Origin of the sequence: Streptomyces sp. NPDC048481 (genome assembly GCF_043200075.1) — a bacterium.
Classification (GTDB): Bacteria; Actinomycetota; Actinomycetes; order Streptomycetales; family Streptomycetaceae; genus Streptomyces.
Genome location: NZ_JBICXC010000003.1, coordinates 539410 through 554714, shown reverse-complemented (window position 1 = coordinate 554714; position 15305 = coordinate 539410). Strand labels below are relative to the sequence as shown.

The window sequence follows — 15305 nt, the reverse complement described above, 5'->3', positions numbered from 1 at the left end:
GAGAGGCCCAACTCCGTTTGTGGCGCGTCGTATTTGTGCGGGTTTCTTCGGCCGACGGACGGAGCGGGCGCCGGACCACGGTAGGCCCGCGGGCACCTTCAGCCAATCTGGTTATCCACAGGGCATGTGGACGACGGCCCCGATGCTGTGGACAACTCGGCGAAACCTGTGCACGAGCCGGTGGACAGTGCTGTGAACAAGCCCTCTACTTTTCTTGCCGAACAGCTCTGACCTGCGGTTTCCTCATCCACCGGCTGTGCAGAAGAAAAAGTTGCCCTATCGGGCCAAGATCTCTTCGAACGAAGCGCGAGCGTGTGCGCCGACCACACATCAGTAAGGGTCACAGGGCAATTGCATCTCTTACCTGTGGACGATTAGATTGGTGCTCATGACACAGGCTCCCGCGCCCCCCAGGGCCGCCCGGCGACAGCACGATCGAGAGATCGTCGCACTGGCCGTCCCGGCCTTCGGCGCACTCGTCGCCGAGCCGCTGTTCGTCATGGCCGACAGCGCCATCGTGGGGCACCTCGGAACCGCCCAACTGGCCGGCCTCGGCGTCGCCGCCGCTCTCCTCACGACAGCCGTCAGCGTCTTCGTCTTCCTCGCCTACGCAACCACCGCAGCGGTCGCACGCCGGGTAGGGGCCGGTGACCTCCCTGCGGCGATTCGGCAGGGCATGGACGGCATCTGGCTGGCGCTCCTGCTCGGCGCCGTGGTCATCGCAGCCGTACTGCCCACCGCGTCGGCACTGGTGCACCTTTTCGGCGCGTCCGACACGGCGGCGCCCTACGCGAGCACCTATCTGCGCATCTCGGCACTCGGCATTCCGGCCATGCTCGTCGTGCTGGCCGCGACCGGTGTGCTGCGCGGTCTCCAGGACACGAGGACGCCGCTCTTCGTCGCCGTCGCGGGGTTCATCGCCAACGCCGGCTTGAACGCCGCCCTCGTCTACGGCGCAGGCCTGGGCATCGCCGGTTCCGCCTGGGGCACCGTCATCGCTCAGTGGGGCATGGCCCTGGTCTATCTCGTAGTCGTCGTACGAGGAGCTCGCCGTCATGGCGCGTCGCTGCGCCCCGACGCCGCGGGCATCAAGGGCTCCGCCCAGGCAGGTGCGCCCCTGCTGGTGCGCACGCTCTCTCTGCGGGCAATCCTGCTGATCGCCACCGCGGTGGCCGCCCGCCTGGGGGACGACGACATCGCGGCCCATCAGATCGCTCTGGGCCTGTGGAGTCTGCTCGCATTCGCGCTGGACGCCATCGCCATCGCGGGCCAGGCCATCATCGGCCGTTACCTCGGTGCCGACGACGCCCAGGGCGCCCGCAACGTCTGCCGCCGGATGGTCGAGTGGGGGATCGCCGTAGGGGTTCTCCTCGGCCTCCTGGTGGTGATCGCCCGGCCGCTGTTCCTGCCGTTGTTCACCGGTGACCCCGCCGTGAAGCATGCGGCGCTGCCGGCACTTCTCGTCGTGGCTCTCTCGCAGCCCGTGTGCGGCGTCGTCTTCGTCCTGGACGGTGTCCTGATGGGAGCGGGCGACGGACCGTATCTGGCCTGGGCGATGGTCTTCACCCTGGCTGTCTTCGCTCCGGCGGCGCTGTTGGTACCAGTCCTGGGCGGCGGTCTCACTGCGGTATGGGGGGCGATGACACTGATGATGGTCGTGCGGATGCTGACGCTCTGGCTGCGTGTCCGTTCCGGCCGGTGGATTGTCACCGGCGCGGCACGCTGACCGTTTCACGTGAAACGGACGACACCTCAGGTCCGGCGTTTCACGTGAAACACGGCAAGCGGAAGGGGCCGCACCCGGTGGGTGCGGCCCCTTCTCGGCTCGTCGAGCCGAACGCGGCGATCAGGCCGCGACAACCTCGATGCTGACCTTGGCGGCCACCTCGGGGTGCAGACGCACGGACGTCTCGTGGGCGCCCAGGGTCTTGATCGGCGAGCCGAGCTCGATGCGGCGCTTGTCGACCTCGGGGCCACCGGAAGCCTTGATCGCCGAAGCGACGTCGGCCGGGGTGACGGAACCGAAGAGACGACCGGCGTCGCCGGAGCGAACGGCCAGGCGGACCTTGACGCCCTCGAGCTGGGCCTTCACAGCGTTGGCCTGCTCGATGGTCTGGATCTCGTGGATCTTGCGAGCGCGACGAATCTGCTCGACGTCCTTCTCGCCGCCCTTGGTCCAGCGGATCGCGAAGTTCCGCGGGATCAGGTAGTTGCGAGCGTAGCCGTCCTTGACGTCGACGACGTCGCCCGCGGCACCGAGGCCGGAGACCTCGTGGGTGAGGATGATCTTCATTTGTCGGTCACCCTTCCCTTATCGCGCCTGGGCGGTGTAGGGCAGCAGCGCCATCTCACGGCTGTTCTTCACGGCCGTGGCGACGTCACGCTGGTGCTGCGTGCAGTTGCCGGTCACGCGGCGGGCACGGATCTTGCCGCGGTCGGAAATGAACTTCCGCAGCATGTTCGTGTCCTTGTAGTCCACGTACGTGACCTTGTCCTTGCAGAATGCGCAGACCTTCTTCTTAGGCTTGCGCACAGGCGGCTTCGCCATGGTGTTTCTCCTGTGTGATCAAGAAGTTGGGATACGACCCGCCTTCGACCCGACCAGGCCCGGACAGCCGGACCCCTGGGCCTAGAAGGGGGGTTCGTCCGAGTAGCCGCCGCCGCTGCCGCTGCTGCTGCCGCCGGAGTTTCCACCCCAGCCACCGCCACCGCCGCCGCCCTGGTTGCCACCGGCGGGAGCGCCGGTCGCCCACGGGTCGTCGGCGGGAGCGCCGCCGCCCTGCTGGCCGCCGCCGGAGTTCCCACCCCAGCCGCCGCCGGCCTGGCCGCCGCCACCGCCGCCGAAACCACCCTGGCCGCCCTGGCCACCGCGGCCGGAGGCCTTGGTGACCTTGGCCGTGGCACTGCGAAGGCTGGCGCCGACTTCCTCGACGTCCAGCTCGTAGACCGTGCGCTTGACGCCCTCACGGTCCTCGTAGGACCGCTGCTTCAGCCGGCCCTGCACGATGACGCGCATGCCTCGCTGGAGCGACTCCGCGACGTTCTCCGCCGCCTGACGCCAGACCGAGCAGGTCAGGAACAGGCTCTCGCCGTCCTTCCACTCGTTCGTCTGGCGGTCGAAGGTGCGGGGAGTGGACGCGACACGGAACTTCGCGACCGCCGCACCGGAGGGGGTGAAGCGCAGCTCGGGGTCGTCGACAAGATTGCCGACGACCGTGATGACGGTCTCGCCTGCCATGGGGGAACCTCTCGGCGGGTTTGCTGCTGGCTGCTAGTGCTGCTACTCAGAATCCCGAGATCGGCTGAGCTCGTGAGCTCAGTGAGTCTCGGGACGGAGGACCTTGGTCCGGAGGACCGACTCGTTCAGGTTCATCTGGCGGTCGAGCTCCTTGACGACCGCAGGCTCGGCCTGCAGGTCGATGACCGAGTAGATGCCCTCGGGCTTCTTCTTGATCTCGTACGAGAGACGACGACGGCCCCAGGTGTCGACCTTCTCCACCTTCCCGTTGCCCTCACGGACGACGGAGAGGAAGTTCTCGATCAGCGGAGAGACAGCGCGCTCTTCGAGATCGGGGTCGAGGATGACCATCACTTCGTAGTGACGCATGTGGAACCCACCTCCTTTGGACTCAGCGGCCACGGTCGATCCGTGGCAGGAGGGTTGTGATGCGTACGCAACGGTATCGGCCGCCACTGACAATGGGGGTCGACAGGCGACTTCCCCGGTCTGAGCTGGGTGGACTCCCTGGCTCTGGCTGGGCAGACACCGGTGCAGAGGGTACAGACTACCTGCACACGCGCTTCCGGTTGAAATCCGGCGTGGTTGGCCCTCAATCTGTACACGTCGGGTGTGTATGGCGCTACGATGCGCCGCTTCCGCAGGAGGTGCCCCATGGCACAGACATTGCGACCGAACACCGCCGGTTCCCTCTTCGCCACCGACGGCAAGCCCCATCCCCTCCAGGACACCCTGCTCGCGGTGACGCTGGTACTGGGTGTGACGGCCCTGATCACGTCGTTCTTCCACAGCCTGCATCTGCTCAGCTCCTGGGCCGGGCTCGTGGGGATCCTGACCGGCGCCTACGGGCAGTGGGTCTCCGAGACCACACGCGAGCGTTTCGGCCTCATCCTCGGTCTCGGCGCCGCGGGCGTCGGTTTCTTCCTCGGCATGGCGCACGGCGGTCTCTTCGGCGGAGTCTGGTGACCTCACCGGCGCCGGACCCGGCACGGGCGGACGCGTCCTCGCCGAAGGACGCGTAGGACCCCCGTGGACCCACACGCAACGCCCCGGCCGCACGAGGGCCGGGGCGCAGGTGGCGTACGCCCAGTGAGGCCGCTCGCACGGCGCAGTAGGCTTCGGCGCGAGAGCCGGAGCCCCTACCCATGGGGACACCCCAGCCCGAGGAGCGCCCCGAATGAGCCTGACCCTGAGGACGATCAGCCGCGAGCAGCATCTGGCATACATCCAGAGCCTGCCGTCGGCGAGCCACATGCAGGTTCCGGCCTGGGCCGACGTCAAGGCCGAGTGGCGTTCGGAGAACCTCGGCTGGTTCGACGAACGAACCGGTGAACTGGTCGGCGCGGGTCTGGTCCTCTACCGCCAACTGCCCAAGATCAAGCGCTACCTGGCCTATCTGCCCGAGGGCCCGGTCATCAACTGGTACGCGCCGAACCTGACCGAGTGGCTGGAACCGATGCTGGCGCACCTGAAGCAGCAGGGCGCCTTCTCGGTGAAGATGGGCCCGCCGGTGATCATCCGCCGCTGGGAGGCCACGTCCATCAAGGCGGGCATCCAGAACCCCGATGTGAAGCGACTGCGCGACATCGAGGCCGACTTCATCGAGCCGCGCGCCTTCGAGGTGGCCGACAAGCTGCGCCGCATGGGCTGGCAGCAGGGTGAGGACGGCGGCGCCGGCTTCGGGGACGTCCAGCCGCGCTACGTCTACCAGGTGCCGCTGGCGAACCGCTCGCTGGAAGAGGTCCACAAGAACTTCAACCAGTTGTGGCGACGCAACATCAAGAAGGCCGAGAAGGCCGGCGTCGAGGTGGTCCAGGGCGGCTACCACGACCTCGAGGAATGGCAGCGGTTGTACGAGATCACGGCTGTACGCGACCACTTCCGGCCGCGGCCCCTGTCGTACTTCCAGCGGATGTGGACGGCCCTCAACACCGAGGACCCCAACCGGATGCGGCTGTACTTCGCCCGCCACAACGGCGTGAACCTGTCGGCGGCCACCATGCTGATCGTGGGCGGCCACGTCTGGTACTCGTACGGCGCGTCCGACAACATCGGCCGCGAGTTCCGTCCCTCGAACGCGATGCAGTGGCGCATGCTGCGCGACGCCTACGCCCTGGGCGCCACCGTCTACGACCTGCGCGGCATCTCCGACTCGCTGGACGAGACCGACCACCTCTTCGGCCTGATCCAGTTCAAGGTCGGCACGGGCGGTCAGGCCGCGGAGTACCTCGGCGAGTGGGACTTCCCGCTGAACAAGCTGCTCCACAAGGCGCTCGACATCTACATGTCGCGCCGCTGACGTCACGTGCACTGATTCCACAACCTCCGACGCACCTCCCCCACACGGCAGCCACGAGAAAGGTCCCGGGTCCGGCCATGGCGCTCACGCTCTACGTCGACACCGCGCGCTGGCGGGCGCACCACAAGCACGTGCAGGAGCAGTTCCCGGGGCTGGTCCCGGTCTGCAAGGGCAACGGCTACGGCTTCGGACACGACCGGCTGGCGGAGGAGGCCACCCGGCTGGGCTCGGACGTCCTCGCCGTCGGCACGACGTACGAGGCCGCGCGCATCAAGGACTTCTTCGGCGGCGACCTGCTCGTGCTGACGCCCTACCGGCGCGGCGAGGAGCCCGTCCCGCTGCCCGACCGGGTCGTGCGCTCGGTGTCGTCGGTGGACGGCGTGTACGGCCTCGTGGGCGCGCGGGTGGTCATCGAGGTGATGTCGTCGATGAAGCGGCACGGGATCAGCGAGCAGGATCTGCCGCAGCTGCACTCCGCCATCGAGAACGTGCGGCTGGAGGGATTCGCCATCCACCTGCCGCTGGACCGCACCGACGGCTCCGACGCCGTCGAGGAGGTCATCGGCTGGATGGACCGGCTGCGCGCGGCCCGGCTGCCGCTGCACACGATGTTCGTCAGCCACCTCAAGGCCGACGAACTCGCGCGGCTGCAACAGCAGTTCCCGCAGACGCGCTTCCGCGCCCGCATCGGCACGCGGCTGTGGCTGGGGGACCACGAGGCCACGGAGTACCGCGGCGCGGTCCTGGACGTCACCAAGGTCACCAAGGGCGACCGGTTCGGCTACCGCCAGCAGAAGGCCGCCTCGGACGGCTTCCTGGTGGTCGTGGCGGGCGGTACGTCGCACGGGGTGGGCCTGGAGGCTCCGAAGGCCCTGCACGGGGTCATGCCCCGCGCCAAGGGCGTCGCCCGGGCCGGGCTCGCCACCGTGAACCGGAACCTGTCGCCGTTCGTGTGGGGCGGCAAGCAGCGCTGGTTCGCCGAGCCGCCGCACATGCAGGTGTCGATCCTGTTCGTGCCCTCGGACGCACCCGAGCCGCACGTCGGTGACGAGCTGGTGGCCCATCTGCGGCACACCACCACGCAGTTCGACCGGATCGTGGATCGCTGAGCGTCCCGGGGCGCAGCGAGGACGCAGCGAAGAGGCCGTACGCGGATCACGCGTACGGCCTCCTGCGTGTCCGTCGCCGGACGAGCCGACCGAAGGGACTGTTCGCTCACGGCGAACTGTCGATGGCGTCCTGTTTGCCCCACTCCACCTGGGGCCCGTCGAAGTGGGAGGCGTGGCGGGGCGGGTGCGCCGCGGCGCCGAGCACGAAGACGTCCTCCGCCCCGTCGAGCACACCGCCCGAGGGGTCGTCCTCGCCGGCTCGCCGTACGACGTCCCGTTCCGGCATGAGGATGTCGCGGACGACGACCCCGCACAGGTAGAGCGTCCCCAGCAGGTGCACGCCGATGACCCAGTGGTAGCCGTCGGTCGGCAGTCCCTTGTGGGCGTCTCCGCTCATCGTGTACGCGAGGTACATCCAGATGCCGAGGAAGTAGGCGACCTCGCAGGCCTGCCAGATCAGGAAGTCCCGCCACTTGGGCCGGGCCAGCACCGCCAGCGGCACCAGCCACAGGACGTACTGCGGCGAGTAGACCTTGTTGGTGACGATGAAGGCCGCCACGATCAGGAAGGCCAGCTGGGCGAAGCGGGGGCGGCGGGGGGCGGTGAGCGCCAGGGCCGCGATACCGACGGCGCACAGGGCCACGAGGAGCATGGCGAGCGTGTTGACGCTGTGGGTGGTGAGCGGGTCGCTGGAGTTCTGGGCCAGGATCAGCCAGAAGGAGCCGAAGTCGACGCCTCGCTCCTTGCTGAACCGATAGAACTTCAACCAGCCCTCAGGGGCGAAGTACATGACCGGCACGTTCACCACCAGCCAGGAAACGACCGCGCCGCCCAGCGCCTTGCCGAAGTCCCGCCACTTGCCCGCGCGCCAGCACAGCACGAGCAGGGGGCCGAGGAGGAAGACGGGATAGAGCTTGGCGGCCGTCGCCAGCCCAAGCAGGACTCCGAAGGCCAGGGACCGACCCCGGGACCACATGAGCATCGCGGCGGCCGTGAGGGCGACCGCCAGGAGGTCCCAGTTGATGGTGGCGGTGAGCGCGAAGGCAGGGGCCAGGGCGACCAGCAGACCGTCCCAGGGGCGCCGGGCGTGCGTCCGGGTCACGCAGACGGCGATGACGGCCGCGCAGGCCATCAGCATCCCCGCGTTGACGATCCAGTACCACTGCTCCTGGTCCTGGATGCTCCCCCCGCCCGGCGTCAGCCAGCTGGCCACCTCCATGAACACACCGGTGAGCACCGGGTACTCCAGGTAGTCCATGTCACCGGGGAGCTTGTCGAAGTACGGCACGAGCCCGTCGGCGAAACCACGCCCCTGGTAGAGGTGCGGAATGTCCGAATAGCAGGCGTGGGTGTACTGGGAGGTGGCGCCGAAGAACCAGCCTCCGTTGTAGCAGGGCGCCTTCTGGATCAGCCCGAGGGCGAACATCCCGATCGCCACGAGCGCGACGATCCGTACGGGAGTCCACCAGGACGTCCCCAGCAGGGCCCGCCGGCCGACGGGGCCGCCGATCAGCTCACTGCCGGCGGCGGCCACCGGGTCGTCGCTGGTCGGCCTTACCGGATCCGGCACGTGCACGCGCGCCGACGAGGATTCTGCACTGGGCATGAGCGCCATCCTGCCGTACAGAGCCAGTAAAACGCCGAGGGCCGCCCCACCTGATGCGGTGGAGCGGCCCTCGTTTCACGTGAAACATGCGCATGTTTCACGTGAAACACGCAAGCCGGGCGGCAGCACGGTCAGCCGCCAGGGCCTCCGAAGAAGCCGCCTGTCGCGCCTCTGTCGTCCCCTGGAGACTCCGACGTGCTCGGCGAGGGGCTCGTGTCGCCCGGGCCCCCGTTGCCGTTGCCATTGCTGTTGCCGTTGCTCGTCCCACCGTCGTTCTCACACCCGAAGAACCTGCGGCACGTCTCCGTCGCGGACGGCGAAGGCTCGATCGCCGACCTGGTCGGCGTCGGGGAGGGCGACGTCTCCTCCTCCTCGGTCTCGGTGGCCGAGGGAGTCGGGGTCGGCGACGGTTCCGCGTTGACGACCTCACCGATGGGCTGGGGCTCCGGGAAATCCTTCGCCGGCGTGCCCTTCAGCGCTTCGAGCATGTAGTCGTGCCAGATCTGCGCCGGGAACGAGGCGCCGTGAATCTTCTTCTGGCCACCGGTTCCGAACATCTTCAGGAACGTACGGCCCTTCTTGGACTCGTCGTCGTCGTAGCGGAACATCGAGACCGCCGTCGACAGCTGGGGGGTGTAGCCCACGAACCAGGCCGACTTGTTGCCGTCGGTCGTACCGGTCTTGCCCGCCACCTCACGACCCGGCAGCTGAGCGTTGGTACCGGTGCCCTTGTCGACCACGGTCTTCAGCACGTCGGTCACGTTGTCGGCGACCTTGTCGGTGAACGCCTGCTGCGTCTGCGTCTTGTGCGTGAAGATCTGGCCCTTCTCGCTCGTGACCTTCTCCACGGAGTACGGATCGCGCTGCTTGCCGCTGGCGGCAAAGGTGGCGTAGGCACCGGCCATCCGGATCGCGCTCGGGTCGGAGATGCCGATCGAGAACGACGGGAAGCCGCTGTTGGTCAGGCTGGACTCCTTCAGGCCCGCCTTGACGGCGGAGTCCTTCACCTTGTCCAGACCGACGTCCATGCCGAGCTGCACGAACGCGGAGTTCACGGACTCGCGCATCGCCTCGCGCAGGTCGATCTTGTAATCGGGCGGGTTTCCCAGCGAGACGTTGCCGTCATTGGTCTGGAGCCACTCCTCGCCCTTCTCGTTCTTCCAGACCGTGTCGTCGTAGTTCCTGATCTTGAGCTTGTTCTGTCCGCTGAACAGGCTCTTCGGCGAGACGATGGTGCGCTCGTCCTGCGCCTGCGAGGACCCCAGGTCCGGGTCGCGCACGCCCCAGGTCATCGCCGCCGCCAGCACGAACGGCTTGAACGTCGAACCGACCTGGGCGCCGGTCTGGTCGGCGTTGTCGGTGAAGTGCTTGGTGGCGTCCTCACCGCCGTAGATGGCCCGGATCGCGCCGGTGGCCGGCTCCACGGAGGCTCCGCCGAACTGGACGTGCGTGTCCGTCCCGGGGCGCTGTTCCGGCTTGATGTTGGCGTCCTGGACCTTCTTGACCGACGCCTGCAGCTGGTTGACCTTGTTCTTGTCGAAGGTCGTGTAGATCGAGAAGCCGCCCTGCTGCAGCTTGTCCTGGGTGACCCCGGTCTCCTTGCTGTGGGTCACCAGGTAGCCGTTGGCGAGGTCGACGAGGTAGCCGATCTGGCCCTTCAGGTCGGTGTTCGACCGGGGGTTCTGCCACTTGGGGAGCGTGGTGTACTTCGCCCGCACCGACGCGTCGAGGTGGCCGTACTCGACCATCTTGTCGAGGGTGTCCTGCATCTGGCGCAAGGCCCGCTTGCTGTTGGCGGCGGGCGTGGCGCCGACCGAGTCGACGGACGTCGCGCCCGCCGGGTCGTAGTACGTGGCGCCCTTCAGCATGGCGGCCAGGAACGCGCACTCACCCGGGTTGAGCTTGATCGCGTCCTTGTTGAAGTAGGCGCGCGAGGCGGCCTGGATCCCGTAGGCGTTGCGCCCGTAGTACGCGGAGTTCAGGTAGCCGGCCATGATCTGGTCCTTGTCGACCTCCGCGCCCACCTTTATGGACACGAAGATCTCCTTGAACTTGCGGGAGATCGTCTGCGACTGGTCGTTCAGCATGGCGTTCTTGACGTACTGCTGGGTGATCGTCGACCCACCCTGCGTCTGTCCGCCCCGGGCCATGTTGAACACGGCGCGCGCGATGCCCTTGGGGTCGATGCCGCTGTCGTCGTAGAAGGTCTTGTTCTCCTGCGAGATCACCGCCCAGCGCATCTCCTCCGGGATCTGCGAGAGGTCGATGTTCTGCCTGTTCGTCTCACCACCGGTGGCAACCATCTGGCTGCCGTCCTTCCAGTAGTAGACGTTGTTCTGCGCCGTGGCGGTCTTGGCGATGTCCGGGATGCCGACCATGGCGTATCCGATGCCCGCGACGGCCACCAGACTGCCGACGAAGCCGACGAACAGACCCGCGACGAGCTTCCACGAGGGCATCCAGCGCTGCCAGCCGTACCTGTCGGCACGCGGGTAGTCGATCAGACGCTTGCGGTCGGGCGCCGAGCGCCCTCTGCCGCGTCCGGGGCCGTTCTGCCCGCCGCGGCGGGCCGCCGCGGCCTCGGCTGCTCTGCGCCGGCCGCCACTCGCGTTCCTCTGGGACGCGCGTCGGGCGTCGGCGCGGCTGCCGGTCGGCTGCTCCTCGCTTGCGGACCCGTGGCCCAGCCCGTAGTCGGCAGGAGATCCGGTGGCGCCTCGCGGTGCCGCGCGGCGGCCGGAGGACGCACCGGACTGGCCGCGTCGGGCCGCGGCACGTCCGCCTCCCTGCGGCTGCGGCGGTTTGCGACGGTGCTCGCTCATCGAACGATTACTCCTCGGGCAGGCGCATCCGTGCGCGCCTGGAAAAGGCGGCTGGTTTCCTGTCCCCCCGATGTACGGATGCGGTCGCTCGCGCATTCACCCGTACGGCACCGAGGACCTCGACGCCCCCCGGCGTCTCATGGGTCCCGGTGGTGTGCATGGCGCACAGACTACGCACCGCCAAAACCCGCCTAGCCCCGAAGTTCACCCCAAATCAGGCAACTCGCCTGCAACGAATCAGTGATGTGATCCCGTTCACCATCCCCCCTCTTGTCGCATCCGGAAGGCCGTTCTATCGTCTAGATGTATCGAGTCGATACATCAGCGCGGCATAAAGGCGGGAGGAGGCGACGATGAGCCGGCGTTCCGGGATCCTTGAGTTCGCCGTCCTCGGCCTGCTGCGCGAGTCACCGATGCACGGCTATGAGCTGCGCAAACGACTCAATACGTCATTGGGCGTGTTCCGTGCGTTCAGCTACGGCACGCTCTACCCCTGCCTCAAGACGCTGGTCGCCAACGGCTGGTTGATCGAAGAGTCGGGGAGCACCCCCGAGGACGCCCTCGCAGCTCCACTCGCAGGGCGACGCGCCAAGATCGTCTACAGGTTGACGGCGGAGGGCAAGGAGCACTTCGAGGAGCTCCTCTCCCAGACGGGGCCCGACGCGTACGAGGACGAGACCTTCGCCGCTCGTTTCGCCTTCTTCGGCCAGACGTCGCGCGATGTCCGCATGCGCGTGCTGGAGGGCCGGCGCAGCCGGCTGGAGGAGCGTCTGGAGAAGATGCGTGCCTCCCTGGCGCGCACACGGGAGCGCCTCGACGACTACACGCTTGAGCTCCAGCGCCACGGAATGGAGTCCGTGGAGCGCGAAGTGCGCTGGCTGAACGAGCTCATCGAGAGCGAGCGGGCCGGACGGGACCGGAAGGGTCCACCGTCCGGGGGGTCCGCTCAGCAGCACAACACATCTGGATCGACGGGCGGCCTGCCCCGCCCCGGGGACACCCCCGGGGCGGATTCGCCCGACGAAACCGCCACGTGAGAGCCCATTCAGGGCCTCACTCGTACACACAGGGAGCAACCGGAATGGGTTCGGTTCGCGTAGCCATCGTCGGCGTGGGCAACTGCGCGGCGTCGCTGGTGCAGGGCGTCGAGTACTACAAGGACGCCGACCCGGCGACCAAGGTCCCGGGCCTGATGCACGTGCAGTTCGGGGACTACCACGTCGGTGACGTCGAGTTCGTCGCCGCCTTCGACGTCGACGCGAAGAAGGTCGGCCTCGACCTCTCGGACGCCATCGGTGCCAGCGAGAACAACACCATCAAGATCTGCGACGTCCCGAACAAGGGCGTCACGGTCCAGCGCGGTCACACCCTCGACGGTCTCGGCAAGTACTACCGCGAGACCATCGAGGAGTCCGCGGAGACCCCGGTCGACGTGGTGAAGGTCCTCAAGGACAAGCAGGTCGACGTCCTCGTCTGCTACCTGCCCGTCGGCTCCGAGAACGCGGCGAAGTTCTACGCCCAGGCCGCCATCGACGCCAAGGTCGCGTTCGTCAACGCCCTTCCGGTCTTCATCGCCGGCACCAAGGAGTGGGCGGACAAGTTCACCGAGGCGGGCGTCCCGATCGTCGGCGACGACATCAAGTCCCAGGTCGGCGCCACCATCACGCACCGCGTGATGGCGAAGCTGTTCGAGGACCGCGGTGTCCGTCTCGAGCGCACCATGCAGCTCAACGTCGGCGGCAACATGGACTTCAAGAACATGCTGGAGCGCGACCGCCTCGAGTCCAAGAAGATCTCGAAGACGCAGGCCGTCACCTCGCAGATCCCCGACCGCGACCTGGGCGACAAGAACGTCCACATCGGTCCGTCGGACTACGTGGCCTGGCTGGACGACCGCAAGTGGGCGTACGTCCGCCTCGAGGGCCGCGCCTTCGGTGACGTCCCGCTGAACCTGGAGTACAAGCTCGAGGTCTGGGACTCCCCGAACTCCGCGGGTGTCATCATCGACGCCCTGCGCGCCGCGAAGATCGCCAAGGACCGCGGCATCGGCGGCCCGATCCTGTCGGCGTCGAGCTACTTCATGAAGTCCCCGCCGGTGCAGTACTTCGACGACGAGGCCTACGCCAACGTCGAGAAGTTCATCCGCGGCGAGGTCGAGCGCTAACCCGACCCCGTACGGAAAATTCGCTCCTGCCAGGGCTGAGAAGGGTCCCCGGGTCCATGACCCGGGGACCCTCCCCGTATGTGAGGCTGTGCCCATGGCCGCCCGTGATCTGCGTGTTCTGCTGAGCCTGAGGAACTTCCGGCGACTGCTCGCCGTACGGCTGCTCTCCCAGTGCGCGGACGGCGTCTATCAGGTGGCGCTCGCCACGTACGTCGTGTTCTCGCCGGAGAAGCAGACCTCGGCCACCGCGATCGCCTCGGCCATGGCGGTCCTGCTGCTGCCCTACTCGCTGGTCGGCCCCTTCGCGGGCGTCCTGCTGGACCGTTGGCGTCGTCGGCAGGTGCTCCTGCACGGCAACCTGCTGCGGGCCCTGCTGGCGTCGATGACGGCCGTTCTGATGGTGAGCCAGGTTCCCGACCAGCTCTTCTACGCCTCGGCGCTCTGTGTGACCGCGGTCAACCGTTTCGTCCTCGCCGGACTGTCGGCCGCTCTGCCGCGCGTCGTCGACGGCGAACGCCTGGTGATGGCCAACTCGCTTTCGCCGACGGCCGGAACGCTGGCGGCGGTCGCGGGCGGCGGTCTCGCCTTCGTCGTCCGGCTGGCGGTCGCGGACACCGACGCGGCGGTGGTGCTGCTGGCGTGCGCGCTGTACCTGTGCGCCGCGCTGGTCTCCCTGTCGATGGCCGTGGATCTGCTCGGTCCCGACGACTGTCCCGGCAAACTGCGGCTGGCCGCCGCTCTGCGGGGCACCGTTCGCGGCCTTTCGGCCGGTGTACGTCACCTCGCCGAACCCCGGCGCGCGGAGGCCGCCTGGGCGCTCGCCGCGATCTCGCTGATGCGGTTCTGCTACGGCGCCCTGACCGTCATGCTGCTGATGCTGTGCCGGTACGCCTGGTCGTCCGGCCCGGACGACGGACTGGCCCTTCTGGGACTGGCGGTGGGGATCTCCGGCGCCGGCTTCTTCGTCGCCGCGGTGGTGACCCCGTGGATGACGGACAGGCTCGGTGCCCTCGGCTGGATCGCCGCCTGCGCGGCGGTCACCGCCGTACTGGAACTCGCCCTGATGCTTCCGTTCGCCCAGCTCCCCACGTTCGTCGCCGCGTTCGTGCTGGGGCTGGTCACCCAGGGCGCGAAGATCTCCACCGACACCGTCGTCCAGGCCCGTGTGGCAGACGGCTTCCGCGGCCGGATCTTCTCTCTCTACGACGTCCTGTTCAACGTCGCCTTCGTCAGCGCTGCCGCTGTCGCCGCCCTGATGCTGCCCGCTGACGGACGCTCACCTGCGCTGGTGGTCACGGTCGCCGTTATCTACGGAGCGGTTGCTGGCGCTATGGCCCGCTTTGCGCGCGGGCGAGTGTCACATCAATGACACAGACGCCCTCTCGGCTACAAGGTTGTCAGTGGGGCCCGGTAACTTACGTGCGTCTTACTTCGCGAGTGATTTCGCGCCACGTCCAGTTTTCTAGGGGGACCCCCAAGTGTCGACTCCGCCGCCCCAGGGCCAGAACCCGTTCGCGCAGCCGGGCCAGCAGCCCTACGGCCAGCCCCAGGGTCAGGCTCCGTACCCGCCGCAGGGCGGCTACCCCCAGCAGCCCGGTCAGCCCGGCTACCCGGCCGCCCCTTACGGCGCGGTCCCGCCGGAGCAGCCCCGCCGCAAGGTCAGCTTCAAGCTGGTCAAGAACATCGTCATCGTGCTGGCCGTCGTCGGCGCGGCCATCGGCGCGTACATATCCAGCCAGGACGACGCCAACACGGCGGCTGTCGGCGACTGCATGCACCGTGGCAACAGCGACAACAACAACCCTGACCTCGAGGTCGTCAAGTGCGACTCGTCGCAGGCGCAGTACATCGTGCTGGCCAAAGTCAAGGGCACGTACTCGCGCATCACGGCTGACACCAAGTGCCAGGCAGAGGCCAAGGACTTCCAGTACTCGTACACCGAGAGCGGTGACGGCGAGAACTTCCTGCTCTGCCTGAAGGACTACAAGAAGTAGGGCGCAAGCACGACAGGGGCGGTGTTTCACGTGAAACACCGTCCCTGCGCATGTCTGCCCGCCGCACCCGGAGGGC

14 protein-coding genes are annotated in these 15305 nt (G+C 67.8%); 8 read left to right on the top strand and 6 right to left on the bottom strand.

Translation table 11 applies throughout. The features are described from left to right. Positions 1–388: 388 nt before the first annotated feature. The gene (locus ACGFSH_RS13170; protein WP_393347798.1) at positions 389–1726 is read left to right on the top strand and encodes an MATE family efflux transporter; all 1338 of its coding nucleotides are present in this window, start codon (positions 389–391) and stop codon (positions 1724–1726) included. Positions 1727–1846: 120 nt separating this feature from the next. Here ACGFSH_RS13170 and rplI read toward each other — a convergent pair whose 3' ends face one another. The 4 genes from rplI to rpsF form a co-directional block, all read right to left on the bottom strand. Next, on the bottom strand, positions 1847–2293 hold the full coding sequence (gene rplI / locus ACGFSH_RS13165) for a 50S ribosomal protein L9 (RefSeq protein WP_057609128.1): 447 nt from the start codon (positions 2291–2293) through the stop codon (positions 1847–1849). 18 nt (positions 2294–2311) lie between these two features. Continuing rightward, on the bottom strand, positions 2312–2548 hold the full coding sequence (gene rpsR, locus ACGFSH_RS13160) for a 30S ribosomal protein S18 (protein WP_020130672.1): 237 nt from the start codon (positions 2546–2548) through the stop codon (positions 2312–2314). Between the two features lie 81 nt (positions 2549–2629). Further along, the gene (locus tag ACGFSH_RS13155) at positions 2630–3238 is read right to left on the bottom strand and encodes a single-stranded DNA-binding protein (RefSeq protein ID WP_393347796.1); all 609 of its coding nucleotides are present in this window, start codon (positions 3236–3238) and stop codon (positions 2630–2632) included. A 78-nt stretch (positions 3239–3316) separates the two neighbouring features. Next, positions 3317–3607 carry a 30S ribosomal protein S6 gene (rpsF, locus tag ACGFSH_RS13150; protein ID WP_006604399.1) on the bottom strand — a complete coding sequence of 97 codons (291 nt, stop codon included), beginning with the start codon at positions 3605–3607 and terminating at the stop codon, positions 3317–3319. Between the two features lie 285 nt (positions 3608–3892). Here rpsF and ACGFSH_RS13145 point away from each other — a divergent pair, with 285 nt between their 5' ends. The 3 genes from ACGFSH_RS13145 (at position 3893) to ACGFSH_RS13135 (ending at position 6646) form a co-directional block, all read left to right on the top strand. After that, on the top strand, positions 3893–4204 hold the full coding sequence (locus ACGFSH_RS13145; RefSeq protein WP_393347794.1) for a hypothetical protein: 312 nt from the start codon (positions 3893–3895) through the stop codon (positions 4202–4204). 211 nt (positions 4205–4415) lie between these two features. Continuing rightward, positions 4416–5537 carry a peptidoglycan bridge formation glycyltransferase FemX gene (femX, locus tag ACGFSH_RS13140; protein WP_393347792.1) on the top strand — a complete coding sequence of 374 codons (1122 nt, stop codon included), beginning with the start codon at positions 4416–4418 and terminating at the stop codon, positions 5535–5537. A 77-nt stretch (positions 5538–5614) separates the two neighbouring features. Further along, positions 5615–6646, top strand: a complete 1032-nt coding sequence (locus tag ACGFSH_RS13135) for an alanine racemase (protein WP_190148210.1) — start codon at positions 5615–5617, stop codon at positions 6644–6646. Positions 6647–6752: 106 nt separating this feature from the next. On the opposite strand, the gene ACGFSH_RS13130 is transcribed toward ACGFSH_RS13135, so the two are convergent. Next, a complete protein-coding gene (locus tag ACGFSH_RS13130; RefSeq protein WP_393347789.1) occupies positions 6753–8252 on the bottom strand; it encodes a glycosyltransferase family 87 protein in 1500 nt (499 codons plus the stop codon). Between the two features lie 131 nt (positions 8253–8383). After that, positions 8384–11071 carry a transglycosylase domain-containing protein gene (locus tag ACGFSH_RS13125; RefSeq protein ID WP_393347788.1) on the bottom strand — a complete coding sequence of 896 codons (2688 nt, stop codon included), beginning with the start codon at positions 11069–11071 and terminating at the stop codon, positions 8384–8386. A 353-nt stretch (positions 11072–11424) separates the two neighbouring features. Here ACGFSH_RS13125 and ACGFSH_RS13120 point away from each other — a divergent pair, with 353 nt between their 5' ends. The 4 genes from ACGFSH_RS13120 to ACGFSH_RS13105 all read left to right on the top strand — a co-directional run bounded on the left by ACGFSH_RS13120 (position 11425) and on the right by ACGFSH_RS13105 (position 15229). Continuing rightward, positions 11425–12108, top strand: coding sequence for a helix-turn-helix transcriptional regulator (locus tag ACGFSH_RS13120; protein WP_393347786.1), 684 nt, complete (start codon positions 11425–11427; stop codon positions 12106–12108). A gap of 44 nt (positions 12109–12152) precedes the next feature. Then, complete coding sequence (locus ACGFSH_RS13115; RefSeq protein WP_393347784.1) at positions 12153–13235, top strand: inositol-3-phosphate synthase; 1083 nt, start codon at positions 12153–12155, stop codon at positions 13233–13235. 94 nt (positions 13236–13329) lie between these two features. After that, positions 13330–14604, top strand: a complete 1275-nt coding sequence (locus tag ACGFSH_RS13110) for an MFS transporter (protein ID WP_393347782.1) — start codon at positions 13330–13332, stop codon at positions 14602–14604. A 109-nt stretch (positions 14605–14713) separates the two neighbouring features. Next, positions 14714–15229, top strand: a complete 516-nt coding sequence (locus ACGFSH_RS13105) for a hypothetical protein (protein ID WP_393347780.1) — start codon at positions 14714–14716, stop codon at positions 15227–15229. Positions 15230–15305 lie beyond the last annotated feature (76 nt).